General features: G+C 53.3%; 25 protein-coding genes, 1 tRNA gene and 1 pseudogene. 18 read left to right on the top strand and 9 right to left on the bottom strand.

The window, feature by feature from the left end; all coding sequences use genetic code 11:
* Positions 1 to 10: 10 nt before the first annotated feature.
* Together bacA and folB are read right to left on the bottom strand one after the other, a co-directional pair.
* Positions 11 to 832: an undecaprenyl-diphosphate phosphatase gene (gene bacA, locus AS136_RS01010; protein ID WP_023323287.1), complete on the bottom strand. Its 822-nt coding sequence runs from the start codon at positions 830 to 832 to the stop codon at positions 11 to 13.
* Between the two features lie 197 nt (positions 833 to 1,029).
* A complete protein-coding gene (gene folB / locus AS136_RS01005) occupies positions 1,030 to 1,413 on the bottom strand; it encodes a bifunctional dihydroneopterin aldolase/7,8-dihydroneopterin epimerase (RefSeq protein WP_004150923.1) in 384 nt (127 codons plus the stop codon).
* A 107-nt stretch (positions 1,414 to 1,520) separates the two neighbouring features.
* Between folB and plsY the strand changes: the two genes are divergently transcribed.
* Positions 1,521 to 2,138, top strand: coding sequence for a glycerol-3-phosphate 1-O-acyltransferase PlsY (plsY, locus tag AS136_RS01000; protein ID WP_063266643.1), 618 nt, complete (start codon positions 1,521 to 1,523; stop codon positions 2,136 to 2,138).
* A 155-nt stretch (positions 2,139 to 2,293) separates the two neighbouring features.
* A complete protein-coding gene (locus tag AS136_RS29295) occupies positions 2,294 to 2,389 on the top strand; it encodes a hypothetical protein (RefSeq protein WP_046621578.1) in 96 nt (31 codons plus the stop codon).
* Between the two features lie 10 nt (positions 2,390 to 2,399).
* Here AS136_RS29295 and AS136_RS28535 read toward each other — a convergent pair whose 3' ends face one another.
* Positions 2,400 to 2,546 (bottom strand): hypothetical protein, encoded by a 147-nt coding sequence (locus AS136_RS28535; protein WP_012540536.1) that lies wholly within the window; start codon positions 2,544 to 2,546, stop codon positions 2,400 to 2,402.
* On the opposite strand from AS136_RS28535, the gene AS136_RS00995 reads away from it, so the two are divergent.
* From AS136_RS00995 to AS136_RS00960, 8 genes are all read left to right on the top strand, one after another.
* Positions 2,536 to 3,360 carry an urease accessory protein UreD gene (locus AS136_RS00995; protein WP_022064950.1) on the top strand — a complete coding sequence of 275 codons (825 nt, stop codon included), beginning with the start codon at positions 2,536 to 2,538 and terminating at the stop codon, positions 3,358 to 3,360. The two genes, AS136_RS28535 and AS136_RS00995, sit on opposite strands and share 11 nt — an antisense overlap.
* A 9-nt stretch (positions 3,361 to 3,369) precedes the next feature.
* A complete protein-coding gene (locus AS136_RS00990; RefSeq protein ID WP_002916871.1) occupies positions 3,370 to 3,672 on the top strand; it encodes an urease subunit gamma in 303 nt (100 codons plus the stop codon).
* Between the two features lie 9 nt (positions 3,673 to 3,681).
* A complete protein-coding gene (locus tag AS136_RS00985) occupies positions 3,682 to 4,002 on the top strand; it encodes an urease subunit beta (RefSeq protein WP_008806532.1) in 321 nt (106 codons plus the stop codon).
* Entirely contained in the window at positions 3,995 to 5,698 is a 1,704-nt protein-coding gene (gene ureC, locus AS136_RS00980) for an urease subunit alpha (protein ID WP_023323288.1), read from the top strand. Before AS136_RS00985 ends, ureC begins: the two co-directional genes overlap by 8 nt.
* 9 nt (positions 5,699 to 5,707) lie before the next feature.
* Positions 5,708 to 6,184 carry an urease accessory protein UreE gene (gene ureE, locus AS136_RS00975; protein WP_023323289.1) on the top strand — a complete coding sequence of 159 codons (477 nt, stop codon included), beginning with the start codon at positions 5,708 to 5,710 and terminating at the stop codon, positions 6,182 to 6,184.
* A 1-nt stretch (position 6,185) separates the two neighbouring features.
* Positions 6,186 to 6,860, top strand: a complete 675-nt coding sequence (locus tag AS136_RS00970) for an urease accessory protein UreF (RefSeq protein ID WP_032739005.1) — start codon at positions 6,186 to 6,188, stop codon at positions 6,858 to 6,860.
* Positions 6,861 to 6,868: 8 nt separating this feature from the next.
* A complete protein-coding gene (gene ureG / locus AS136_RS00965) occupies positions 6,869 to 7,486 on the top strand; it encodes an urease accessory protein UreG (protein WP_002916877.1) in 618 nt (205 codons plus the stop codon).
* 152 nt (positions 7,487 to 7,638) lie between these two features.
* Positions 7,639 to 9,246, top strand: coding sequence for a purine-cytosine permease family protein (locus tag AS136_RS00960; RefSeq protein WP_032733830.1), 1,608 nt, complete (start codon positions 7,639 to 7,641; stop codon positions 9,244 to 9,246).
* 44 nt (positions 9,247 to 9,290) lie between these two features.
* Here the strand turns inward: AS136_RS00960 and tsaD are convergent, their stop codons facing one another.
* The gene (gene tsaD, locus AS136_RS00955) at positions 9,291 to 10,304 is read right to left on the bottom strand and encodes a tRNA (adenosine(37)-N6)-threonylcarbamoyltransferase complex transferase subunit TsaD (RefSeq protein WP_008806537.1); all 1,014 of its coding nucleotides are present in this window, start codon (positions 10,302 to 10,304) and stop codon (positions 9,291 to 9,293) included.
* A gap of 237 nt (positions 10,305 to 10,541) precedes the next feature.
* Between tsaD and rpsU the strand changes: the two genes are divergently transcribed.
* The 3 genes from rpsU (at position 10,542) to rpoD (ending at position 14,674) form a co-directional block, all read left to right on the top strand.
* On the top strand, positions 10,542 to 10,757 hold the full coding sequence (gene rpsU, locus AS136_RS00950) for a 30S ribosomal protein S21 (RefSeq protein ID WP_001144069.1): 216 nt from the start codon (positions 10,542 to 10,544) through the stop codon (positions 10,755 to 10,757).
* 111 nt (positions 10,758 to 10,868) lie between these two features.
* The gene (gene dnaG, locus AS136_RS00945) at positions 10,869 to 12,614 is read left to right on the top strand and encodes a DNA primase (RefSeq protein ID WP_008806538.1); all 1,746 of its coding nucleotides are present in this window, start codon (positions 10,869 to 10,871) and stop codon (positions 12,612 to 12,614) included.
* Between the two features lie 218 nt (positions 12,615 to 12,832).
* A complete protein-coding gene (gene rpoD, locus AS136_RS00940) occupies positions 12,833 to 14,674 on the top strand; it encodes an RNA polymerase sigma factor RpoD (protein WP_008806539.1) in 1,842 nt (613 codons plus the stop codon).
* A gap of 99 nt (positions 14,675 to 14,773) precedes the next feature.
* On the opposite strand, the gene mug is transcribed toward rpoD, so the two are convergent.
* Positions 14,774 to 15,280: a G/U mismatch-specific DNA glycosylase gene (gene mug / locus AS136_RS00935; RefSeq protein ID WP_002917636.1), complete on the bottom strand. Its 507-nt coding sequence runs from the start codon at positions 15,278 to 15,280 to the stop codon at positions 14,774 to 14,776.
* A 124-nt stretch (positions 15,281 to 15,404) separates the two neighbouring features.
* Here mug and AS136_RS00930 point away from each other — a divergent pair.
* Positions 15,405 to 15,480: transfer RNA gene (locus AS136_RS00930), tRNA-Ile, on the top strand.
* A 175-nt stretch (positions 15,481 to 15,655) separates the two neighbouring features.
* Positions 15,656 to 16,414 (top strand): hypothetical protein, encoded by a 759-nt coding sequence (locus AS136_RS00925; protein ID WP_063266642.1) that lies wholly within the window; start codon positions 15,656 to 15,658, stop codon positions 16,412 to 16,414.
* Between the two features lie 128 nt (positions 16,415 to 16,542).
* On the opposite strand, the gene AS136_RS00920 is transcribed toward AS136_RS00925, so the two are convergent.
* Entirely contained in the window at positions 16,543 to 16,947 is a 405-nt protein-coding gene (locus tag AS136_RS00920) for a hypothetical protein (RefSeq protein ID WP_129678518.1), read from the bottom strand.
* 282 nt (positions 16,948 to 17,229) lie between these two features.
* Positions 17,230 to 18,416 (bottom strand): annotated as a pseudogene (locus AS136_RS00915) (terminase large subunit); the annotation flags it as partial.
* A gap of 222 nt (positions 18,417 to 18,638) precedes the next feature.
* Here AS136_RS00915 and AS136_RS26110 point away from each other — a divergent pair.
* Both AS136_RS26110 and AS136_RS00910 read left to right on the top strand, forming a co-directional pair.
* Positions 18,639 to 19,451, top strand: coding sequence for a glycoside hydrolase family 75 protein (locus AS136_RS26110; RefSeq protein ID WP_086631393.1), 813 nt, complete (start codon positions 18,639 to 18,641; stop codon positions 19,449 to 19,451).
* Positions 19,452 to 19,531: 80 nt separating this feature from the next.
* Positions 19,532 to 20,134 (top strand): hypothetical protein, encoded by a 603-nt coding sequence (locus AS136_RS00910; RefSeq protein ID WP_063266640.1) that lies wholly within the window; start codon positions 19,532 to 19,534, stop codon positions 20,132 to 20,134.
* A 326-nt stretch (positions 20,135 to 20,460) separates the two neighbouring features.
* On the opposite strand, the gene AS136_RS00905 is transcribed toward AS136_RS00910, so the two are convergent.
* Positions 20,461 to 21,033, bottom strand: coding sequence for a GNAT family N-acetyltransferase (locus tag AS136_RS00905; RefSeq protein WP_023323299.1), 573 nt, complete (start codon positions 21,031 to 21,033; stop codon positions 20,461 to 20,463).
* A gap of 92 nt (positions 21,034 to 21,125) precedes the next feature.
* Positions 21,126 to 21,359, bottom strand: coding sequence for a hypothetical protein (locus AS136_RS26105; protein WP_008806542.1), 234 nt, complete (start codon positions 21,357 to 21,359; stop codon positions 21,126 to 21,128).
* A gap of 749 nt (positions 21,360 to 22,108) precedes the next feature.
* On the opposite strand from AS136_RS26105, the gene AS136_RS00900 reads away from it, so the two are divergent.
* Positions 22,109 to 22,954, top strand: coding sequence for an MBL fold metallo-hydrolase (locus AS136_RS00900; protein WP_023323301.1), 846 nt, complete (start codon positions 22,109 to 22,111; stop codon positions 22,952 to 22,954).
* The last annotated feature ends 60 nt before the right edge of the window (positions 22,955 to 23,014 follow it).

Raw genomic sequence — 23,014 nt, 5'->3', positions numbered from 1 at the left:
GGCACTGGTCTTAGAAGAAGACCACGTAAACGGCTGCCGCCACGATAAAGCGGTAGATAGCGAACGGGATAAACGAGATCCGCTTGATCAGCTGCAGGAAGGTTTTAATCGCAATCAGCGCCACGATAAACGCCATCGCGAAGCCGACGGCAAACATCGGCACATCGCCCATGTTCAGGAAGCCGATGCTCTTGTAGACGTCCAGCACGGTGGCGCCCATCATCATCGGTACCGCCAGCAGGAAAGAGAACTCCGACGCCGCGTAGCGGCTGACGCCCATCAGCATGCCGCCGGAGATAGTCGCCCCCGAGCGCGAGAACCCCGGCCACAGCGCCAGACACTGAAAGCAGCCGATGACAAACGCCTGACGATAGGTCATATCGTCAATCCCGACCGCGCGCGGCTGTTTCGGCTTGAGTACTTCCGCCGCAATCAGCAATACGCCGCCGACAATCAGGGCGTACATCACGTTTACCGGGTTAAATAAGGATTTAATGGTGTCGTGGAAAATCAGCCCCAGCACCACCGCGGGGATCATGCCGAGGAGGATATGGATAAGCGACAAGCGACCGCTGCCTTTGCCTTCATGCTCCGGCGGCCTGCCGAAATGGATGCCGATCAGACCGAACAAACGACGCCAGAACATCACCACTACGGCGAGTATCGAGCCTAGCTGAATAACCACTTCAAAGGTATTTGCCGTATCACCTTCAAACCCCAGCAGGTGACCAACAATAATCATATGACCGGTACTGGAAACAGGTAAAAACTCTGTCAACCCCTCAACCACACCCAATATTGCCGCCACCAGCAGCGAGTGTATATCGCTCATTCAATTAAACCCTTTAAAAAGTAAAATGAAAAAAACCAGGAACACATTATCGATCAACAGGCGCAACCCGACAGCCAGAGCGCGCGTAATCCGCAGCGTACAGGAAGTACACGCGGATTCGTCCACCGTTCTGGAAGGACATCGCCAGTAAAATTGCCTGATGACCGGATGCTATGACCGGTATAAACGCAATTTGTTTAACAAGTATGACCTGAAAAGTTTTGTTTCAGATTAAGGCCACGTTCAATAATCACACCGACATTTGCCGCGCGGGCCACGGCGCCAGGTTTGCTGACTTTAATACGCACCCATGGCGACTGGAATGTTTCCAGCAGCAGGTCGGCCACTTCTTCAGCCACCCGCTCCACTAACGCGAATTTTCCCCCCTCCACATGCGCGATCACTCGCTCGCTGATATCAGCATAGCTGAGGCAGTCGCTGACATCATCGCTGGCGGCCGCCTTGCGGTTATCCCATGCAATTTCGATATCGAACACCAGCTTCTGCTCAATGGTTTGTTCCCAGTCATAAACACCAATGGTGGTGATTACCGAAAGTTGCTCTATAAATACAATATCCATCACGCCCTGCCTGCTTTTTAGCTAAACCGGATACCACTTCCGGCGAATTATGCGTATTATCCACAGATGCAGAGAATACAACGACATTTTCAAAACGGAACAGCGTTATGAGTGCAATCGCGCCTGGACTGGTACTCCTCGCCTACCTCTGCGGCTCCATTTCCAGCGCCATTCTGGTATGTCGCCTTGCTGGCCTGCCCGACCCACGCGACAGCGGCTCAGGCAACCCCGGGGCCACTAACGTACTACGAATTGGCGGAAAAGGGGCGGCCGTAGCGGTACTTATTTTTGATGTGCTGAAGGGTATGCTCCCGGTGTGGGGCGCCTGGGCGCTGGGCCTTACGCCATTCTGGCTGGGGTTAGTGGCGATTGCCGCCTGCGTGGGCCATATCTGGCCAGTCTTCTTTCATTTCCGCGGCGGTAAAGGCGTCGCCACGGCCTTCGGCGCTATCGCCCCCATCGGTCTTGATCTGACCGGGGTGATGGCCGGGACCTGGCTGCTGACCATCCTGCTCAGCGGCTACTCATCCCTTGGCGCTATCGTCAGCGCGCTTATCGCGCCTTTCTACGTCTGGTGGTTTAAACCGCAGTACACTTTTCCGGTGTCGATGCTCTCCTGCCTGATCCTCCTGCGCCATCATGACAATATTCAGCGTCTGTGGCGCCGCCAGGAGAGCAAAATCTGGACCCAGATGAAGAAGAAAAAAGCGCCAGAGCAGAAATAATCTCCCCTCCCGGCCCCGTCTGCCGGGAGGATCCCCGGGCCTGTTTGCCCATCTCACCCGCACTTTTGCTCCACGTCGTCATGATACGCGGTAATCGCCGCATCCCCCTTTTATAACAACGCGTTATCGGCAACTAAAAGCAAAAGTTCCGCCGCCTGCTGGCATCGGGGACGGGCCCGCCCTCCCGCTTTATCCGCCGCGGCCAGTCAGCGGATAAGGATATTGACGGCAAAGATTATCCGGGTGAATAATCCGGAGCGGTTATACCGCTTTCCCCTCGCGCCCGTCGCGACGCGCCGGGTAACGAATGACATAAGCGTTTCGTATGACCGGGATAAACTCCCGCCGATCAATACTCATTGCTGCTGTTTTATCTTGATTTTGCAGGGGCGCAACATTGCACGGCACCGTGTTACCACCACTCAAAAAAGGCTGGCAGGCTACGCTGGATCTCCGCTTTCAGCAGGCCGGAGGCAAGACCGTTCTCGCCAGCGCCCAACACGTCGGCCCGCTGACCGTCCAGCGCCCGTTTTACCCGGAAGAAGAGACCTGTCACCTCTATCTGCTTCACCCGCCCGGTGGCATCGTCGGCGGTGATGAGCTGACAATTAGCGCCCATCTTGACCCCGGCTGCCATACGCTGATAACCATGCCTGGCGCCAGCAAGTTTTACCGCAGCAGCGGTGCGCAAGCGCTATTGCGCCAGCAGTTGACCCTCGCCCCGCAGACGACCCTGGAGTGGCTCCCGCAGGATGCCATCTTCTTTCCCGGGGCCAATGCCCGGCTGTCCACCACCTTTCATCTTTGCGCCTCCAGCACGCTGCTGGCATGGGATCTACTCTGCCTTGGCCGCCCGGTGATTGGTGAAACCTTCAGCCACGGCACCCTCAGCAACCGGCTGGAAGTGTGGGTGGATGAGATACCGCTGCTGGTTGAGCGCCTGCACCTGCAGGAGGGAGAGCTGTCCAGCGTCGCCGAACGTCCCTGGGTCGGCACTTTGCTGTGCTATCCGGCTACCGATGCCCTGCTCGACGGGGTGCGCGACGCGCTGGCGCCGCTCGGTCTCTACGCTGGCGCCAGCCTGACCGACCGCCTGCTGACGGTGCGTTTCCTCAGTGACGATAATCTGATTTGCCAACAGGTGATGCGCGACGTCTGGCAGTTTCTGCGCCCTCATCTCACCGGCAAATCCCCCGTACTTCCCCGAATCTGGCTGACTTAAGAGAACGTTATGGAACTGACCCCCCGAGAAAAAGACAAGCTGTTGCTGTTTACCGCCGCGCTGGTGGCGGAACGCCGCCTGGCCCGCGGCCTGAAGCTCAACTATCCGGAGTCCGTGGCCCTCATCAGCGCCTTTATTATGGAAGGCGCCCGCGACGGCAAAAGCGTGGCCTCACTGATGGAGGAAGGCCGTCACGTCCTGACCCGCGAGCAGGTGATGGAGGGCGTCCCGGAAATGATCCCGGATATCCAGGTCGAAGCCACCTTTCCGGACGGTTCGAAGCTGGTCACCGTTCACAACCCGATAATCTGAGGTAGCGCCATGATCCCCGGTGAATATCACGTTAAGCCCGGTCAGATAGCCCTGAATACCGGCCGGGCGACCTGCCGCGTGGTCGTTGAGAACCACGGCGATCGACCGATTCAGGTCGGTTCGCACTACCATTTCGCCGAGGTCAACCCGGCGCTGAAGTTCGACCGTCAGCAGGTCACTGGCTATCGCCTGAATATCCCGGCCGGCACGGCGGTACGTTTTGAACCCGGCCAGAAACGCGAGGTCGAGCTGGTGGCCTTCGCCGGTCACCGCGCTGTCTTCGGCTTCCGCGGCGAGGTCATGGGCCCTCTGGAGGCAAACGATGAGTAATATTTCACGCCAGGCCTATGCCGATATGTTCGGCCCCACCGTCGGCGACAAGGTGCGCCTGGCCGATACCGAGCTGTGGATCGAGGTGGAAGATGATTTGACCACCTACGGAGAAGAGGTCAAATTCGGCGGCGGCAAAGTGATCCGCGACGGGATGGGTCAGGGACAGATGCTGGCCGCCGACTGTGTCGACCTGGTGCTCACCAACGCGCTGATCGTTGATCACTGGGGGATCGTCAAGGCCGATATCGGCGTGAAGGACGGCCGGATCTTCGCCATCGGCAAAGCCGGCAATCCCGATATCCAGCCCAACGTCACCATCCCCATCGGCGCCGCGACGGAAGTGATTGCCGCCGAAGGCAAGATCGTCACCGCCGGCGGGATCGATACCCATATTCACTGGATCTGTCCGCAACAGGCGGAAGAGGCGCTGGTCTCCGGCGTGACCACCATGGTCGGCGGCGGCACCGGCCCGGCCGCAGGCACCCACGCCACCACCTGTACTCCGGGCCCGTGGTATATCTCACGCATGCTGCAGGCGGCCGACAGCCTGCCGGTCAATATCGGCCTGCTGGGCAAGGGCAACGTTTCTCAGCCGGATGCCCTGCGCGAGCAGGTGGCGGCGGGCGTCATTGGCCTGAAAATCCACGAGGACTGGGGCGCCACGCCGGCGGCGATCGACTGTGCGTTAACCGTCGCCGATGAAATGGACATTCAGGTCGCCCTGCACAGCGACACCCTCAATGAGTCCGGTTTTGTGGAAGATACCCTCGCCGCCATCGGCGGGCGCACTATTCACACCTTCCATACCGAAGGGGCCGGCGGCGGCCATGCGCCGGACATCATCACCGCCTGCGCCCATCCGAACATTTTGCCGTCGTCCACCAACCCAACGCTGCCCTACACCCTCAACACCATCGATGAACATCTCGATATGCTGATGGTCTGCCACCATCTGGACCCGGACATTGCTGAGGACGTGGCCTTTGCCGAATCGCGCATTCGCCGGGAAACCATCGCCGCGGAAGACGTGCTGCACGACCTCGGCGCTTTCTCGCTCACCTCCTCCGATTCGCAGGCCATGGGTCGCGTCGGGGAAGTGGTTCTCCGCACCTGGCAGGTGGCGCATCGCATGAAGGTACAGCGCGGAGCGCTGACGGAGGAGACCGGGGATAACGACAACTTCCGCGTGAAGCGCTACATCGCCAAATACACTATCAACCCGGCGCTGACCCACGGCATCGCGCACGAAGTCGGATCCATTGAGGTGGGTAAGCTGGCGGACCTCGTGGTCTGGTCGCCAGCCTTCTTCGGCGTGAAACCGGCCACCGTGCTCAAAGGCGGCATGATCGCTATCGCGCCGATGGGCGATATCAATGCCTCGATTCCGACCCCGCAGCCGGTGCACTACCGTCCGATGTTTGGCGCCCTGGGCAGCGCCCGCCATCACTGCCGCCTCACCTTCCTGTCGCAGGCGGCGGCGGACAATGGCGTAGCCGAGCGGCTGAACCTGCGCAGCGCGATCGCCGTGGTGAAAGGCTGCCGTACGGTGCAGAAAGCCGACATGGTGCACAACAGCCTGCAGCCTAATATCACCGTCGACGCGCAGACTTATGAGGTGCGGGTGGATGGCGAACTCATCACCAGCGAGCCGGCAGACGTTCTGCCGATGGCGCAACGATATTTTCTGTTTTAAGGAGAGCGGATGCTTTATTTAACTCAACGTCTGGAGACCCCCAGCGCCGCGACCGCCAGCGTTACGCTGCCGATTGATGTTCGCGTCAAAAGCCGGGTTAAGGTCACCCTCAACGATGGCCGGGAAGCCGGTCTGCTGCTGCCCCGCGGCCTGCTGCTGCGCGGCGGCGATGTGCTCAGCAACGAAGAAGGCACCGAGTTTGTGCAGGTGATTGCCGCTGATGAAGGGGTGTCGGTAGTGCGCTGCGACGATCCGTTTATGCTGGCGAAGGCCTGCTACCACCTCGGCAACCGTCACGTGCCGCTGCAGATCATGCCGGGCGAGCTGCGCTACCATCACGATCACGTGCTGGACGATATGCTGCGCCAGTTCGGCCTGACGGTGACCTTTGGCCAGCTGCCGTTCGAGCCGGAAGCCGGCGCTTACGCCAGCGAAAGCCACGGTCATCATCATGCTCATCATGCCCACCACGCTCACAGCCACTAGCATGTCGACAGCGGAACAACGCCTGCGGCTGATGCAGCTGGCCAGCAGCAACCTGCCGATAGGCGGTTACAGCTGGTCCCAGGGGCTGGAGTGGGCTGTGGAAGCCGGCTGGGTGCCGGACGTCGCGGCCTTCGAGCGCTGGCAGCGACGCCAGATGACGGAAGGCTTTTTTACCGTTGACCTGCCGCTGTTCGCCCGCCTGTACCGCGCCTGCGAACAAGGCGATATCGCTGCGGCCCAGCGCTGGACCGCCTATCTGCTGGCCTGCCGGGAAACTCGTGAACTGCGGGAGGAAGAGCGCAACCGCGGCGCGGCGTTTGCCCGTCTGCTGAGCGACTGGCAGCCGGACTGTCCGCCGACGTGGCGCACGCTGTGCCAGCAAAGCCAGCTCGCCGGGATGGCCTGGCTCGGCGTGCGCTGGCGCATCGCACTGCCCGAGATGGCCCTCAGCCTGGGCTACAGCTGGATTGAGAGCGCCGTGATGGCCGGCGTCAAGCTGGTGCCCTTCGGTCAGCAGGCCGCCCAGCAGCTGATTTTACGTCTTTGCGACCACTACGCGGCCGAGATGCCCCGCGCGCTGGCCGCGCCGGACGGCGATATCGGATCGGCCACCCCGCTCGCCGCTATCGCCTCGGCCCGGCATGAAACCCAATACTCCCGATTATTCCGTTCCTAGGAGAAGCCATGAACTCTTATAAACACCCGCTGCGCGTCGGCGTCGGCGGCCCGGTCGGCTCCGGTAAAACCGCTCTGCTGGAAGCGCTGTGCAAAGCGATGCGTGATACCTGGCAGCTGGCGGTGGTCACTAACGACATCTATACCAAAGAAGATCAGCGCATCCTCACCGAAGCGGGCGCGCTGGCGCCTGAACGCATCGTCGGTGTGGAAACCGGCGGCTGCCCGCATACGGCGATCCGCGAAGATGCCTCAATGAACCTCGCCGCCGTGGAAGCGCTGAGTGAAAAGTTCGGTAACCTCGACCTTATCTTCGTGGAAAGCGGCGGCGATAACCTGAGCGCCACCTTCAGCCCGGAGCTGGCGGATCTGACCATCTACGTCATCGATGTGGCCGAAGGGGAGAAGATCCCGCGCAAAGGCGGACCGGGGATCACCAAATCCGATTTTCTGGTGATCAATAAAACCGACCTTGCCCCCTATGTGGGCGCGTCGCTGGAGGTGATGGCAAGCGATACCCAGCGTATGCGCGGCGATCGCCCATGGACCTTCACCAACCTGAAGCAGGGCGACGGCCTGAGCACCATTATCGCCTTCCTCGAAGACAAAGGCATGCTCGGCAAATAGGCCTGTTGCACCAGCCGGGCGCAGGCGCGTCCGGATGGTGCAACCCCTGCTCTCTCTTCTATCACCCTGCACCACCCTCCCCGCCACGCCTGCCCTGCAATATGGCATAAGGTTTGCTAATTCAAGTCATGCCTAACCATTAAGGAATGACTATGTCATCACTGGATCTCAACCCTGAATTACCTGCGACAACGCGGACTTCCGGCTCCCGGGAAACCTTAGAAGATTACACCTTACGTTATGCCCCGCTGAGCTTCCGCCGCTGGGGACCGGGCGTCGTCGCGGTCACGGCGCTGGGCGGCATCGCCTACCTGGCCGACTTTTCCATCGGCGCCAGCATCGGTATGGCCTGGGGCACCAGCAACGCCATCTATTCGATCCTGGTGGCGGCGCTGGTGATCTTCCTCACCGGCATTCCGCTGGCGATCACCGCCGCGCGCTACAACATTGACCTTGACCTGATCACCCGCAGCGCCGGCTTCGGCTATTTCGGCTCGGTGATCACCAGCATTATTTTTGCCGGCTTCACCTTTATCTTCTTCGCCCTCGAAGGCTCGATCATGGCCCAGGGGCTGCTGGTGGGCCTCGGGATCCCGCTGTGGGTGGGGTATCTGATCGCCACCCTGATGGTGCTCCCGCTGGTGGTCTATGGCATGAAAGCCCTGACCCGCCTGCAGGTATGGACCACCCCGCTGTGGCTGGTGCTGATGGTGGTGCCGGTGGTGTGGCTGATTGTCAAAGATCCGCAGCTGGTGGACGGCTTCCTGCATTTCGCCGGTAAAAACAGCGCGTCGACGGTGGATATCACCGCCATCATGCTCGGCGCCGGGGTATGCCTGTCGCTGATCATGCAGATTGGCGAGCAAATTGATTACCTGCGCTTTATGCCGCCTAAGACCGCGGAGAACCGTAAAAGCTGGTGGCTGGCGGTCTTTTCCGCCGGCCCGGGCTGGGTGGTGTTAGGCGCGATCAAACAGATCATCGGCGCCTTCCTCGGCTTCTATCTGTTGACCCGTTTCCCGGCGGTGCACAATACCGAACCGGTGCAGCAGTTCGTCAGCGTCTTCGATAACCTGGTGCCCGGCTGGCTGGCCCTGACGCTGGCGGTGGTGCTGGTGGTGATCTCGCAGATCAAAATTAATGTCACCAATGCCTACTCCGGCTCGCTGGCGTGGACCAGCGCCTGGACCCGCACCACCAAACGCTATCCGGGACGGATTATTTTTGTGGTGGTCAACCTGGCGATTGCCCTGGCGCTGATGGAAGGCGATATGTTCAGCGCCTTGTCGTGGATCCTCGGCTTTTACTCCAACTTCGCCATCGCCTGGGTCGTGGTGGTGGCGACCGACATCACCTTTAATAAAGGCTTGCTCAAGCTGGCCCCGGCGCAGCCGGAGTATCGTCGCGGCATGATCTACAACGTTAACCCGGTGGGCGTGGTCTCCTTTGGTCTGGCCGCCGGGCTGTCGATCTGCGCCTTCTTCGGCCTGCTGGGCGCGACGCTGGCGCCGTTCTCGCCGCTGATTGCGCTGGTCGTCGCCTTTGTCATGACCCCGCTGATGGGACTCCTTACCCGCGGGCGCTACTATATTAAGCAGGTGGATGACGGCATCGCCGAGCCGCGCTATGACGCGGCGGGGAACGCCTCCACCACCGTGTATCAATGCGTTAGCTGTGAGGAAGAGTACGAGCGCCCGGATGTGATGCACTCACACAAGCATCAGGGAGCCATCTGCTCGCTGTGTAAAAGTATGGAGTAGTCAGCAAGGCAGGCCGACGTGACGTCGGCCTGTTTCAGGATGCGTTAGGCGGCAGGCAGCTCGGCCAGCGGCCAGCGCGGGCGAACCGTCACGCCGAGCTCGGCTTTGGCGCCGGTTTGCAGACGCACCATGCCGGCGTAGGCGATCATCGCGCCGTTGTCAGTACAGAACTCAGGGCGGGCGTAGAACACCTCGCCGCCGCGTTTTTGCATCATCTCCGCCAGCTTCGCCCGCAGGGTACGGTTGGCGCTCACGCCTCCCGCCATCACCAGACGCTTAAAGCCGGTTTGCTCCAGCGCGCGGCGACATTTAATCATCAGCGTATCGACGACCGCATCCTCAAATGCCCGGGCGATGTCGGCGCGGGTTTGCTCATCGTCGCCATTATTACGAATGGTGTTGGCGGCGAAAGTTTTCAGGCCTGAGAAGCTGAAATCGAGCCCCGGGCGGTCGGTCATCGGCCGCGGGAAGACAAAGCGGCCTTCGGTGCCCTGAGCGGCCATTTTCGACAGCATCGGCCCGCCGGGATAATCCAGTCCCAGCAGTTTCGCCGTCTTATCAAAGGCTTCGCCCGCCGCATCGTCAATCGACTCGCCCAGCAGTTCATACTGACCAATACCAGTGACGCTAATCAACTGGGTGTGGCCGCCGGAAACCAGCAGCGCGACGAACGGGAACGCCGGTGGGTTATCTTCCAGCATCGGCGCCAGCAGGTGCCCTTCCATATGGTGTACCGGGATCGCCGGCACGTTCCAGGCGAAGGCCAGCGACCGGCCAACGGTCGCCCCGACCAGCAGCGCGCCGACCAGGCCAGGACCCGCCGTATAGGCGACGGCGTCGATATCTTTCGCCGTCAGACCGGCTTCTTTCAGCGCCGCCTGGATCAGCGGCACCGTTTTGCGCACGTGGTCGCGCGATGCCAGCTCCGGCACCACGCCGCCGTAGTCCGCATGCAGTTTCACCTGACTATACAGTTGGTTGGCTAACAGACCTTGCTGGTCGTCATAAATCGCGATGCCGGTTTCATCGCAGGATGTTTCAATGCCCAGTACACGCATGAGTTGTTTTACCTCGCTTCAATACCGCGCAGTGTAGGTCCAATGACCGGCGATGTAAAACTTTGCTCACCCCTGGTGCTCTCTTCGTGTATACTCCTCACCCTTATAAAAGTCCCTTTCAAAAAAGGCGCCGGTGCTTTACAAAGCAGCAGTAGTTGCAGTAAAATTCCGCACCATTTTGAAATAAGCTGGCATTGCGGCCAGCGGCAAACCGAATTAATCAAAGGTGAGAGGCACATGCCGGTAATTAAAGTACGTGAAAACGAGCCGTTCGACGTAGCTCTGCGTCGCTTCAAGCGTTCCTGCGAAAAAGCAGGTGTTCTGGCGGAAGTTCGTCGTCGTGAGTTCTATGAAAAACCGACTACCGAACGTAAGCGCGCTAAAGCTTCTGCAGTGAAACGTCACGCGAAGAAACTGGCTCGCGAAAACGCACGCCGTACTCGTCTGTACTAATCTGTTGAGAGCGACGCTCTCAATTCAGACCGAGTTGTAGTTGTAAGGCCGTGCTTCCGAAAGGAATGCGCGGCTTATTTTCGTTTATAGTCATCAGAAATAACGGGGCTTATGGCTGGACGAATTCCACGTGTATTTATTAGCGATCTGCTTGCCAGAACCGACATCGTCGATCTGATCGATGCGCGGGTAAAGCTGAAAAAGCAGGGCAAAAATTTTCACGCGTGCTGTCCGTTCCATAACGAAAAAACCCCCTCTTTCACCGTCAACGGTGAAAAACAGTTTTACCACTGCTTCGGCTGCGGGGCGCACGGCAATGCTATCGACTTCCTGATGAACTACGACAAGCTCGAGTTCGTGGAAACGGTCGAAGAGCTGGCCGCCATGCACAACCTTGAAGTGCCTTATGAAGCAGGCAATGGACCCAGCCAGATAGAGCGCCATCAACGGCAGAACCTCTACCAGTTACTGGATGGGCTGAATGCGTTTTACCAACAGTCTCTGATGCAGCCCGCCGCCGACCCTGCGCGCCAGTACCTGGCAAAACGGGGGTTAAGCAGCGAGGTGATTACGCGCTTTGCCATCGGCTATGCTCCCCCGGGTTGGGATAACGTTTTAAAACGTTTTGGCGGCAATCAGGAAAACCGCCAGTCGCTTATTGATGCCGGCATGCTGGTCACCAACGATCAGGGACGCAGTTACGACCGCTTCCGCGAACGGGTGATGTTCCCCATCCGCGATAAGCGAGGCCGGGTAATTGGGTTTGGCGGACGAGTGCTGGGCGATGCCCTGCCGAAGTATCTGAACTCCCCGGAAACCGACATATTCCATAAAGGCCGTCAGCTGTATGGCCTGTATGAAGCGCAGCAGGACAATCCCGAACCACCGCGTTTGCTGGTTGTCGAAGGGTATATGGACGTCGTGGCGCTGGCGCAATACGACATCAACTATGCCGTGGCCTCGCTGGGCACCTCGACCACGGCCGACCATATCCAGCTGCTGTTTCGGGTGACCAATAACGTCATCTGCTGCTACGACGGCGACCGGGCCGGCCGCGATGCCGCCTGGCGCGCGCTGGAGACGGCGCTGCCGTACATGACCGATGGCCGCCAGCTGCGTTTTATGTTTCTGCCTGACGGCGAAGACCCGGATACGCTGGTGCGTAAAGAGGGCAAAGCGGCGTTTGAGGCGCGGATGGAGCAGGCTCAGCCGCTCTCCACGTTCTTGTTTAACAGCCTGCTGCCGCAGGTCGATCTGAGTACCCCGGACGGGCGCGCGCAGCTGAGCACGTTGGCGCTGCCGCTGATAACCCAGGTCCCGGGCGAAACGCTGCGCATCTACTTGCGTCAGGAGCTGGGCAACAAGCTGGGCATTTTAGATGACGCACAGCTTGAACGTTTAATGCCAAAACAGTCTGAAAATGGCGCGCCGCGTCCCGCGCCACAGCTAAAACGCACGACCATGCGTATACTGATAGGACTGCTGGTGCAAAACCCGGATCTGGCGCCGTTAGTCCCGCCGCTGGAGGGACTGGACTCGCGCAAAATGCCAGGCCTTAGCCTGTTCAGCGAGCTGGTGAAAAGCTGTCTGGCGCAGCCTGGTCTGACGACCGGGCAACTTTTAGAGCAATATCGCGGCACAAAAGAGGCTGCAACCCTTGAAAAACTGTCGATGTGGGACGATATAGCAGATAAAGATATCGCTGAAAAAACCTTCACCGACTCGCTTAACCATATGTTTGATTCACTGCTGGAACTGCGACAGGAAGAGTTGATAGCTCGCGATCGCACACACGGTTTAAGCAGTGAAGAACGCCGGGAACTCTGGACCATCAGCCAGGAGCTGGCGAAAAAATAAATGACAGACAATATCCTTCACGTTGTATCAAAGCAGTAAGAAAACGCAGAACAACGCGAGGGAAAAGTATTTAACGGCTTAAGTGCCGAGTATCGATCGGGAAGCCCCCGACAGCCGCGCAGAGGCGCAGCGGCAATAATATAAGTACGCCCTCGCTTTAAATGTCGACAGCCCGCCTGCCGACACCAATCAAACGAATTAAGTGTGGATACCGTCTTATGGAGCAAAACCCGCAGTCACAGCTGAAGCTTCTTGTCCAACGTGGTAAGGAGCAAGGCTATCTGACCTATGCCGAGGTCAATGACCATCTGCCGGAAGATATCGTCGATTCCGATCAGATCGAAGACATCATCCAAATGATCAACGACATGGGTATTCAGGTGATGGAAGAAGCACCGGATGCCGATGATCTGATGCTTGCCGAAAACACCGCGGATGAAGATGCTGCCGAAGCTGCCGCGCAGGTGCTCTCCAGCGTGGAATCCGAAATCGGACGCACGACCGACCCGGTGCGCATGTACATGCGTGAAATGGGTACCGTAGAGCTGCTGACCCGTGAAGGCGAAATCGACATCGCCAAACGCATCGAAGATGGGATCAACCAGGTCCAGTGCTCCGTTGCCGAATACCCGGAAGCGATCACCTACCTGCTTGAGCAGTACGACCGCGTCGAAGCGGAAGAAGCCCGTCTGTCCGATCTGATCACCGGTTTCGTCGATCCGAACGCCGAAGAAGACATGGCGCCGACCGCCACGCACGTTGGCTCCGAGCTGTCTCAGGAAGAGATGGATGACGACGAAGACGAAGATGAAGATGACGACGCCGACGACAACAGCGATGACGACAACAGCATCGACCCAGAGCTGGCCCGTGAGAAGTTCGCCGAGCTGCGTACCCAGTACGAGCTGACGCGCGACACCATCAAAGCCAAAGGTCGTAGCCATGCCGCCGCCCAGGAAGAGATCCTGAAGCTGTCTGAAGTCTTCAAACAGTTCCGCCTGGTGCCGAAGCAGTTCGATTACCTGGTCAACAGCATGCGCAGCATGATGGATCGCGTTCGTACTCAGGAACGTATCATCATGAAGCTGTGCGTTGAGCAGTGCAAAATGCCGAAGAAAAACTTCATCACGCTGTTCACCGGCAACGAAACCAGCGAAACCTGGTTCAACGCTGCGGTGGCAATGAACAAGCCGTGGTCCGAGAAGCTGCTGGAAGTGAAAGAAGACGTGCAGCGCGGCCTGCAGAAGCTGCAGCAGATCGAAGAAGAGACCGGCCTGACCATCGAACAGGTGAAAGACATCAACCGTCGCATGTCCATCGGTGAAGCGAAAGCCCGCCGTGCGAAGAAAGAGATGGTGGAAGCGAACTTGCGTCTGGTTATCTCTATCGCCAAGAAATACACCAACCGTGGTCTGCAGTTCCTCGATCTGATTCAGGAAGGCAACATCGGTCTGATGAAAGCGGTTGATAAGTTCGAATACCGTCGCGGCTACAAGTTCTCGACCTACGCGACCTGGTGGATCCGTCAGGCGATCACCCGCTCCATCGCGGATCAGGCGCGCACCATCCGTATTCCGGTGCATATGATTGAGACCATTAACAAGCTCAACCGTATCTCCCGTCAGATGCTGCAGGAGATGGGCCGTGAACCGACCCCGGAAGAGCTGGCTGAGCGTATGCTGATGCCGGAAGACAAAATCCGTAAGGTGCTGAAGATCGCCAAAGAGCCTATCTCCATGGAAACGCCGATCGGCGACGATGAAGATTCGCATCTGGGAGATTTCATCGAGGATACCACCCTCGAGCTGCCGCTGGATTCCGCGACCACCGAGAGCCTGCGTGCGGCAACGCACGACGTGCTGGCCGGCCTTACCGCTCGTGAAGCGAAAGTCCTGCGTATGCGTTTCGGTATCGACATGAACACCGACCACACGCTGGAAGAAGTGGGTAAACAGTTCGACGTTACCCGCGAACGTATCCGTCAGATCGAAGCGAAGGCGCTGCGTAAACTGCGCCACCCGAGCCGTTCTGAAGTGCTGCGTAGCTTCCTCGACGATTAATCGTCGCGGGACATCGTCCACAGCCGGTTAAAAAGCTCCCTGCGGGGAGCTTTTTTTATGGCGTTCAGGTGGCCATCCGGGGAAAGTCGCCTCTCTCCGCTACTGGCCGCGGGTCGCCAGGGCATCATCCAGTTCACGATAGGCCGCCACCAGCTTATCGAGCGTCGCCCGGTTTAAGCCGCTGGGATTGGGCAGCACCCAGACCTGGGTCGTCCCGATGGTCATAGCCTGTTTCCCCCACTTCGCGCCGCGCTGGTTAAAGGCCAGCTCGAAGGCCTGCTTGCCGAGCACCGCCAGCGCCTGCGGCTGATACTCCTCAATCTTCCTCACCAGCTCACGGCCGCCGCTGCGCAACTCCTGCAGGGCGACCTCGCTGGCCTGCACCGTCGGACGCTCTACCAGCATGGTGATGCCGCAGCGCGTATCCAGCAGCTGCAGCTCCTCTTCCGGCCTGAGCTGCCGATCGGTGAATCCGGCCTGATGGATGACCTTCCAGAAGCGATTGCCAGGATGGGCAAAATGAAAGCCGGTATGGGCGGAGGACTTCCCCGGGTTGATACCGCAAAAGACAACGCGCAGGCCCGGCGCAAGGATATCGCTAATCATGTTTTCTCCGGCTGTATGGCTAAAACATGATTATAAAGGATTGAAAATGCATTGTTTATAAAAACAGCAGCTGCGCGCTTTACGCTGGATTGCAACCGTCAGTTACTTTATAATCCCTCGCCACGGCCCCTTAGCTCAGTGGTTAGAGCAGGCGACTCATAATCGCTTGGTCGTTGGTTCAAACCCAACAGGGGCCACCATAAAATCAAGGGCTTGCATCAAAATGCAGGCCCTTAGTCTTTTCTAGGATACCTATAGGATACTTTAGAGAAGTATTCTTGGTTATAGTGATTTACTGCGATTCTTTTTCTCTTCCTTTTTTTGTATGTTTACATTTATCTTGTAGCTCAAGTCAAAACCCTAAGAGGAAGAAAGATGTCGTACCAAGCCACTGTATACCGAATCCTCATAGCTTCACCCGGAGACTTAGGAGAGGAAAGGAACATCATTCCTGAGGTCATTTCTCAGTGGAACGCAGTTCGTTCCGAAAGCAGTAAAACAGTAGTATTACCCGTTAAATGGGAAACTCATTCTGCGCCAATGATGGGCTCAAGACCTCAGGAAGTAATAAACCAACAGCTAGTTAGTACATGCGATCTGCTCGTTGGTCTCTTTTGGACACGAATCGGAACACATACAGGTGTATCTGAAAGTGGTACCACAGAAGAAATTGAGTACTTTATTGAACAAAATAAACCAGTAATGCTCTATTTTTCTTCTTCTCCTATCGATCCAGAAAAAATTGATTTACAACAATATCAGCGACTCAAAGATTTTAAGGAAAAAATGAGACCTCTTGGTTTAGTAGAAGGATATACAAACCCACAGGATTTCAGAGAAAAATTTGCTCATCAACTTAACCTTCATCTTGAGAAAATTATAAGTGGCGTAAGCATAGTCCCTGAGAAATATACGGAAAAACAAAAAAATGAGATACTTAAAGATGACAGTGTTTTCATTGAAGACTACGAAAAAAATGGCGAAATAAAAAGTTTTTTAGTCAAAGGGAACACAGCACCAATAAAAAATGATTTAAAAGAACTGGGTGGAAAATGGAACAACTCATTAAAAGGTTGGATCTTCCCCAAATCATATGAAAGTTCCGTGGCAGAATTCTTAAAAAAACACAGATAAATTAAAAATATAAAGAGGAGTAATCCTCTTTATATTAACACAAATAACCTCCCATGGAATAATTTTAATCAAATCAAATAAAAAGCCCCATCAGGGGTTCGAGTAAAACACCTCGCATAAAATACCATTCAGGACGAGTGCCTTTTTGAATAGAAAAAGTAATCTGTAATATGTTTTTTAAGCTTCTCTGTGAAAACATCATCTTTCCAATTAGAATTATTATACATAGCACCATCTGTGGACTGGAACTTTCTTCCATCATCATTGGTTGAATGTGTTATGAAGGTAAAATCCCCATCAAAAGAATTGCTTTCAGACATATCCAAGGCATGTGTATATCTTGTATTCTTTTTTTTCATAGAGAAAAACAGCCCAACTGGTGAAGAAGTGATATCTACCTCAACATCACGCTTTATTAATTCATCTTTATATTTTTCAGAGACTGGCTTAAGCCTAACAACAACCTCATTTAAAAATAACTTCCTCTGAGCCTTCGCATCTTCACCTGCAACTTCAGTTGATTTAGCTTTCACTATGTCGTCATCAATTTTAAAAAAAATCCTCAAATGACATTTTATCTCCTTAATTATTTAAACAACAGCGGATATTGAAATGATTAGGTTATAACATTCACACCCAATTTCTTTAACGCTTAAAGCCTTTTCAATGCTTATCAAGACTTACCGTCCCCTTACCTTTGATTGTGTTTTAGTTTTTTAAGTCAAGAGTGATGTTATTTAATATACAAGGCAAACCTCTCAATATATCTTTCAGTTTAGATAATATACGCAGAAACGTATGAATCAAGTTAAAACTTAGAGGCCATCAAACGCTGCAAGTCGTGCTCTATGATTGTCGCTCATATCGAATGCAAAATCCTCGTGCTCAGCCTGGAAGGTGCCGAACGCCATCAGCGCAGATACCGCCGGGTCTATCTTGTTGGAGCATTTTTTTTTGTTCGGCTTGATGTTGGCGTTGGCGTCAGACTCCATAACCACATTACCCATTGCCCAAGACAGAACAGGATCACCACGATGACACACAACCCTGCGGTTGACGAATACCTCAAAGGATTTCGCTACCGGGCTGAACCTGAGATAGGTTTGCGGGAACGGCTCCACATCGAGGCCAGCTCCCTGTAGCTGGGTGCGCAGGTGTGTGGCGTTCCAGGTATCGAAGCCCACCAGCCGGTTATTGAAGGTTTCAGCATCGCGCAGGATATCGTCACGAATGCGATCATAGTCGATACAGTCGCCGGGTGTGGTGCGTATCCAGCCCGCTTTTACCCACTGGCGATAGATGGCTCGGTTTTTGTTGGCGACGTTAAGCAACTGCGCTTCCGGCAGATAGTGACGGGTCAGAAGCCGGATCTTCCTGTCGAACGGGAAAGCGTAGCTCACGCTGGTGATATCGCTGGTTGAGGACAGGTCAAATCCTGCGTAGCACTCCATCCCTGCAAGATCTTCTTCGGTATAGTCGAGCGCACAGGCGTCCCATGCACCGGCCCCCATCCACGGCGTGGAGCCCTGACACCAGATATTGAAACGTTTGGTCAGCATTTCCACCCACTGCGACGGTATGCCTCGCGCTTTCTGGATGGTGGACTCCAGTTTCGCCGCGTCAACGGACACATCCAGGTTAGGGTTAGCCTTGATCCATGCTCAACCTCGCTTTCGTCATCCAGCTCGTAGATCAGGACAAACAGCGAATCGTTACTCTCTTCCCTGGCCAGAATCTGGCAGCAGTAGTCATAATGCTGTTTGCAGGCGGAGACAACGTTACTTCCGGCGGTTGTGATGGCGAACAAAATCGCCTCCGGTCGTGCACCCATACCCAGCTCAAGCGCGGAATAAACGCCGTTATCGGAGTGAAGATGGTATTCATCGACAATCGCCAGGCTGGGGTTAGTCCCCTCAATGGTGGCCGCTTTCGCCGCCAGCGGCTTCAACAGGCTGTTGCTCTTTAGAAAAATGACTTTATGCGCCTGAATATTGACGCGCTTTTAAATTAAACTGCGAAAATATATTCTGCATACTGATTTCTTAGCAAGCTAAGAAATTACAACCTCTTCTCAATTCCATTAGATGACTTATGACATAATTTATCACGCGATAAAAAACCGACTATCAACTGAAAGTTAAATTTTAAACCCTCATTGGCAAGTTATCAGGATTTCAGCTATACAAAATAAACCTTCCTTTGACTAGTTAGTGAGGAGTTTAAAATGAAAGTTATGAGTTTTAAAGAGGGAATGATTTACATCACATTCATTAGCACACTAACAATTCCATTTTATTCCAATGCCGATTGCGCATTTGAAAAATGGAAGACACATAACAACACCATGATACTTAAGCATAAAGAAAATTCATCATATATATATTCAATAGAAAAATTCTCATTAGATGTAGATGGTGCACCAAATGCCTACCACCCTCAGGATAAAGGGAAAAATTGCAAATCCAGTACGGATTTTTTAGGCTTGGATTGCCTACAGAATGCTGGTTATAAAAATGGAAACTGGAAGTCTATAATCATACCGGCCCCCATAAATTCTGATGAAGGATATGTACAGCCAAGCGGAGAATATAAAGGGTATTTTGTATCACAAACATCCCTGAAAGATCACAGCAAGATCAATACCGACATAAACAAATATGTCAATTCACTTAAAATACCATACATAGTGATCCCCAGCACATTATATAGTATGAAAGGTACTGGTATGCTTGGAGATGTTGGTTATGCAGTGAATGTTACCAATGGGCTTGAATCACCATTCATAATAGCTGAAACTGGCCCTAAAAAATCTAATCTAGGAGAAATTTCATTTTTTTTAGCATCAGCTCTTGGAGGTAATAATTTAAACGCAAGAACCGGAAGTGGATTACCAAAAGGGAAAGTTATATTTATAGTGTTTCCTGGCTCCGCCAAGAAACCATCATGGCCTGTATCATACATCGAATTAAAGAGCATGGCGGAAAGAAAATTAAATGAGATAGGAGGAAAAGAAAAAATATTAACTTGCACCATGTAGGAAGATAATCACAGACAATCAAATAAAAAAATAAAATACAAACATTACATTAAAAATCCAACTACACATATGGCTTATAAATGAAACTGATCATTGCAGTATTCTGTAGCATTATTTTATCTGGGTGTATTCAGACCAAAAAAATTGATGGGGATTATGCAGCAGCGATTATCCAGAGTGATGGTTCTCAAAGAAACAGCATTTTACTATCCAAAAAGAGCGGTTACATGTACTGTCCAGATGCTCCAGCGGAAATTGCTAGATCATATGATAGCAATGGAAAAGCATCGGTAAAAGATGTTACCGGAAACGATGTTTCCGCTGAAGGAGCCTTAAAATCCTTAGTAGTTAACCTCTCAAATAGAAACAGTGCAACGAATGTTTTAGTCTATTCACTAAATAGCCTTTGCTTTCTTACTATGAATGGTTCAATTTCTGAAGAACATGCCAATGACCTTTTTAAATTAATAATTACAGCAACTATGGAAATATCTAAAATAGAGATCGATGCAGCAGAATCAGCGAAACACTTAGCTGAGGCAGCCAAAAATAACTCGGAGAGTGAGAAAAATATAACTGCAGCAGAAAAAGCAAAAGCTGATGCACAGAAAAATATTACGGAGACTCAAAAATTCGAAGCAAAATTCAAGTTAAATAGTCAAATCCTAAAAGACATGGAGTAAATGCTAAAAAAGAGTAAAAGTGGCAGCAGAGCGCAACACTATTTACCACTGTCTGCCACTATTCGGCCTAAAGACAACTTGAAAATCAGTAAGTTACTGATTTAAAACACTTCAATTTGGGACTCATAATCGCTTGGTCGTTGGTTCAAACCCAACAGGGGCCACCAGATATCAAGGGCTTACGTGCAAACGCAGGCCCTTTTCCTTTTCAGCCTTCCCTGAAGAGAACAGCGATCGGCAAACCACTGGCTTAACCTGGACCTGCGCTTATGCCGACAGGCGCCGAAGACGCCCGCCGGGTATACCGCACTATTTCAGCCCAACGCTCAGGAGGTCGGTAATGCCATCATGTGGTACTTATTGCCATTGAAGTTAAAGAAACCGACGTCTTCGAACTGGTTGCGGGTATGAAACGCATACGAGCGCGGGTTCAGTACATTGACGAAAGTAACGATGACGGGATAACGCGGGGCGAACACCTTGCGCTGATACGCAAGCAGCAACTCGCCCACGCCCTGACCACGATACTCTTCTGCGACGCAGATGGGGCCATACTGATATGAGCTAGCCGCATCCAGTTTTTTTCCCTGGTAGCGATATTCGTTGAGAATACTTGCCATATATTTAAACATGGGCCAGGGGCTGAGAAATTCCCACGATCCGCCGAGCAACAGGCCAATAACCTTGTTACATGAACGATCAACAGCGATCACTACACCACTTTCGGCTGAACTCAGTTCGCTTAATTGCTGCTGCGTCATATCGGTGGTGACAAATCCATTCGCCCGCTGCTCGCCTGCAAGATTTTTAGCGTGATAGCGCTCCAGCAATTGTTTCACCTCAGGGATGTCTACGTCTTGCGCCAGACGAATGACGATATTTTCATTGACCATTGCCATTTCATACTCCTGTAAAATATTTTACTGAAAGCGTCACCATCATCGCACCGACGGTGACAAACAGAATTTTGCGAATGATTTCACCATTGGTTTTAATGGCGGGCAGAACCATAAGCGCCATGTACCTCTGCATTTTTTGCTTCAATATAATCAGTACAGGCGGGAATGATGGAGGACTGGGTGATTTGCCGGATATAAAATTGCGGTAGTTTCCATATTACATAACAGTCCTCTTCAAGCCTTTTCCTGAATTCGTCTGTTGGTATGGGAAGCGCGTCTTTGATACGATCGGCGATTGATAGAATAATTCCATTCTTCATAAACATACCCTGTCCTGAAGCTACCAGTATAATAAGATTTGTTTCACTATTTATCTGAATAACGCATTCAGATATTTCCATTTCATTCTAAATAGTGCGGTCAATTTATAACGCAGATTTATTAACCCCTTCAAGATAGCGGATAAAATCCAGACGATCTTTCTACCTTGCGAGCTGATTACAATCCTTTAAATTTTAACTACATAATTTTTATAAAACTTTATCCTGCCGGGATAAAGCTGAATCAGTTCAGCTAAATATTGTCAACAATTCATTAATAACAAATAGAAATAAGATATATCAACATTAGCAATGCTACTGGACACGACGTTTCTCAAGTCAGTTCAGCGATGCGGGCAATTGCGCATTTCCATCCCTGCAGCCCTCAGGATCGTGGATGTCGAACGGCCCGACCTGACGGTCGCGTTCATTCGGTCTACCACGAGGGCGTGGCGTAATACCGGCATACTCATAGACAGGTTAAGTTGTCAGGAATGAAAGACAGTGATTGCCCTGCCACCGCTGCCATTGACACGATAGTTGCCGCGTCTGCATTAATAGCTAACTCAAGCAAGAAGCGGGCTTTGCGAATTTTTTAGCTGTGCCCATTCTTTTTCCTGCAGGTGGCTAGCCAGCATTAACGTGCAAGCCAAATGTTGGTGAATTGCTTATCCGCAATGAATGTGGCATAACACCGGTCCATAATAGAAAGAGTTTCCTTTTCATATTGTTGGCGCAACATCGAGGATTTGCTGATGCAATTAACGGTTCTGGTTGATAATAATACATTAATTGACAGGTATCTTGTCGGTGAGCCTGGTGTATCCTATCTGATTGAGCATGATGGACAAAAAATCCTTTTCGATACCGGATATTCGGATGTTTTTTTGCAGAATGCGCAAACGTTGCAAATTGATTTAACCACTATCGATAGTATCGTTTTATCGCATGGGCATAACGATCATACCTGGGGCCTCAATCATTTAACCCAACATTATGATCGCCTAAATTTCACGCCTGAGAGAAAGATAAACTTAGTTTGCCATCCAGATGCATTAAACCCAAAGTATTTTGATGCAAAATCTATAGGGATCAACTACAGATTCGATCAAAATGATCTCTTCTTCGATAAAATTTGCAGCAAAAAACCTTATCCACTCACTGAAAACATCATCTTTCTTGGTCAAATACCAAGGGACAATAAATTCGAGATGCTGACACCGGTAGGCCAAACGGTGGATGATAACGGCGAAATCACTGATGATTACGTTATGGATGATTCTGCGTTGGCAATAAAGACAGAAGAGGGACTGGTGGTAGTCACAGGCTGTTCTCACGCGGGAATAGCTAACATTATCGAATATGCCAAACAGGTTACCGGAGAGAATCACATTGTGTCGGTCATTGGCGGATTCCATCTGCAAGATGCCGATGAAGATCGCCTCACGCAGACAGGGGATTATCTTAAAGCATTATCCCCAGATTCCCTCTATCCATGCCATTGTACCGATCTTGCGGCTAAGATTAGCCTGGCGCGTTTTATCAAAATCAACGAGGTCGGCGTTGGGCTAAAACTAGATTTTTCTGCCGCCGGGAAATGAATGCAAAAGAGGGCTGCCGGCATGCGGGAGAGCAAACGGCAGCAGCGGCAGCAACCAGGC

Source organism: Klebsiella sp. D5A (assembly GCF_001620885.1).
Lineage (GTDB): Bacteria > Pseudomonadota > Gammaproteobacteria > Enterobacterales > Enterobacteriaceae > Klebsiella > Klebsiella variicola.
This window is presented reverse-complemented; position numbering and strand designations above follow the sequence as displayed.

Bases quoted from the DNA above. Each gene is read 5' to 3' on its own strand.
- bacA (WP_023323287.1), bottom strand. From the start codon at position 832: ATGAGCGATATACACTCGCTGCTGGTGGCGGCAATATTGGGTGTGGTT.
- folB (WP_004150923.1), bottom strand. From the start codon at position 1,413: ATGGATATTGTATTTATAGAGCAACTTTCGGTAATCACCACCATTGGT.
- plsY (WP_063266643.1), top strand. From the start codon at position 1,521: ATGAGTGCAATCGCGCCTGGACTGGTACTCCTCGCCTACCTCTGCGGC.
- AS136_RS00990 (WP_002916871.1), top strand. From the start codon at position 3,370: ATGGAACTGACCCCCCGAGAAAAAGACAAGCTGTTGCTGTTTACCGCC.
- AS136_RS00985 (WP_008806532.1), top strand. From the start codon at position 3,682: ATGATCCCCGGTGAATATCACGTTAAGCCCGGTCAGATAGCCCTGAAT.
- ureC (WP_023323288.1), top strand. From the start codon at position 3,995: ATGAGTAATATTTCACGCCAGGCCTATGCCGATATGTTCGGCCCCACC.
- ureE (WP_023323289.1), top strand. From the start codon at position 5,708: ATGCTTTATTTAACTCAACGTCTGGAGACCCCCAGCGCCGCGACCGCC.
- AS136_RS00970 (WP_032739005.1), top strand. From the start codon at position 6,186: ATGTCGACAGCGGAACAACGCCTGCGGCTGATGCAGCTGGCCAGCAGC.
- ureG (WP_002916877.1), top strand. From the start codon at position 6,869: ATGAACTCTTATAAACACCCGCTGCGCGTCGGCGTCGGCGGCCCGGTC.
- AS136_RS00960 (WP_032733830.1), top strand. From the start codon at position 7,639: ATGTCATCACTGGATCTCAACCCTGAATTACCTGCGACAACGCGGACT.
- tsaD (WP_008806537.1), bottom strand. From the start codon at position 10,304: ATGCGTGTACTGGGCATTGAAACATCCTGCGATGAAACCGGCATCGCG.
- rpsU (WP_001144069.1), top strand. From the start codon at position 10,542: ATGCCGGTAATTAAAGTACGTGAAAACGAGCCGTTCGACGTAGCTCTG.
- dnaG (WP_008806538.1), top strand. From the start codon at position 10,869: ATGGCTGGACGAATTCCACGTGTATTTATTAGCGATCTGCTTGCCAGA.
- rpoD (WP_008806539.1), top strand. From the start codon at position 12,833: ATGGAGCAAAACCCGCAGTCACAGCTGAAGCTTCTTGTCCAACGTGGT.
- mug (WP_002917636.1), bottom strand. From the start codon at position 15,280: ATGATTAGCGATATCCTTGCGCCGGGCCTGCGCGTTGTCTTTTGCGGT.
- AS136_RS00925 (WP_063266642.1), top strand. From the start codon at position 15,656: ATGTCGTACCAAGCCACTGTATACCGAATCCTCATAGCTTCACCCGGA.
- AS136_RS26110 (WP_086631393.1), top strand. From the start codon at position 18,639: ATGAAAGTTATGAGTTTTAAAGAGGGAATGATTTACATCACATTCATT.
- AS136_RS00910 (WP_063266640.1), top strand. From the start codon at position 19,532: ATGAAACTGATCATTGCAGTATTCTGTAGCATTATTTTATCTGGGTGT.
- AS136_RS00905 (WP_023323299.1), bottom strand. From the start codon at position 21,033: ATGGCAATGGTCAATGAAAATATCGTCATTCGTCTGGCGCAAGACGTA.
- AS136_RS26105 (WP_008806542.1), bottom strand. From the start codon at position 21,359: ATGTTTATGAAGAATGGAATTATTCTATCAATCGCCGATCGTATCAAA.
- AS136_RS00900 (WP_023323301.1), top strand. From the start codon at position 22,109: ATGCAATTAACGGTTCTGGTTGATAATAATACATTAATTGACAGGTAT.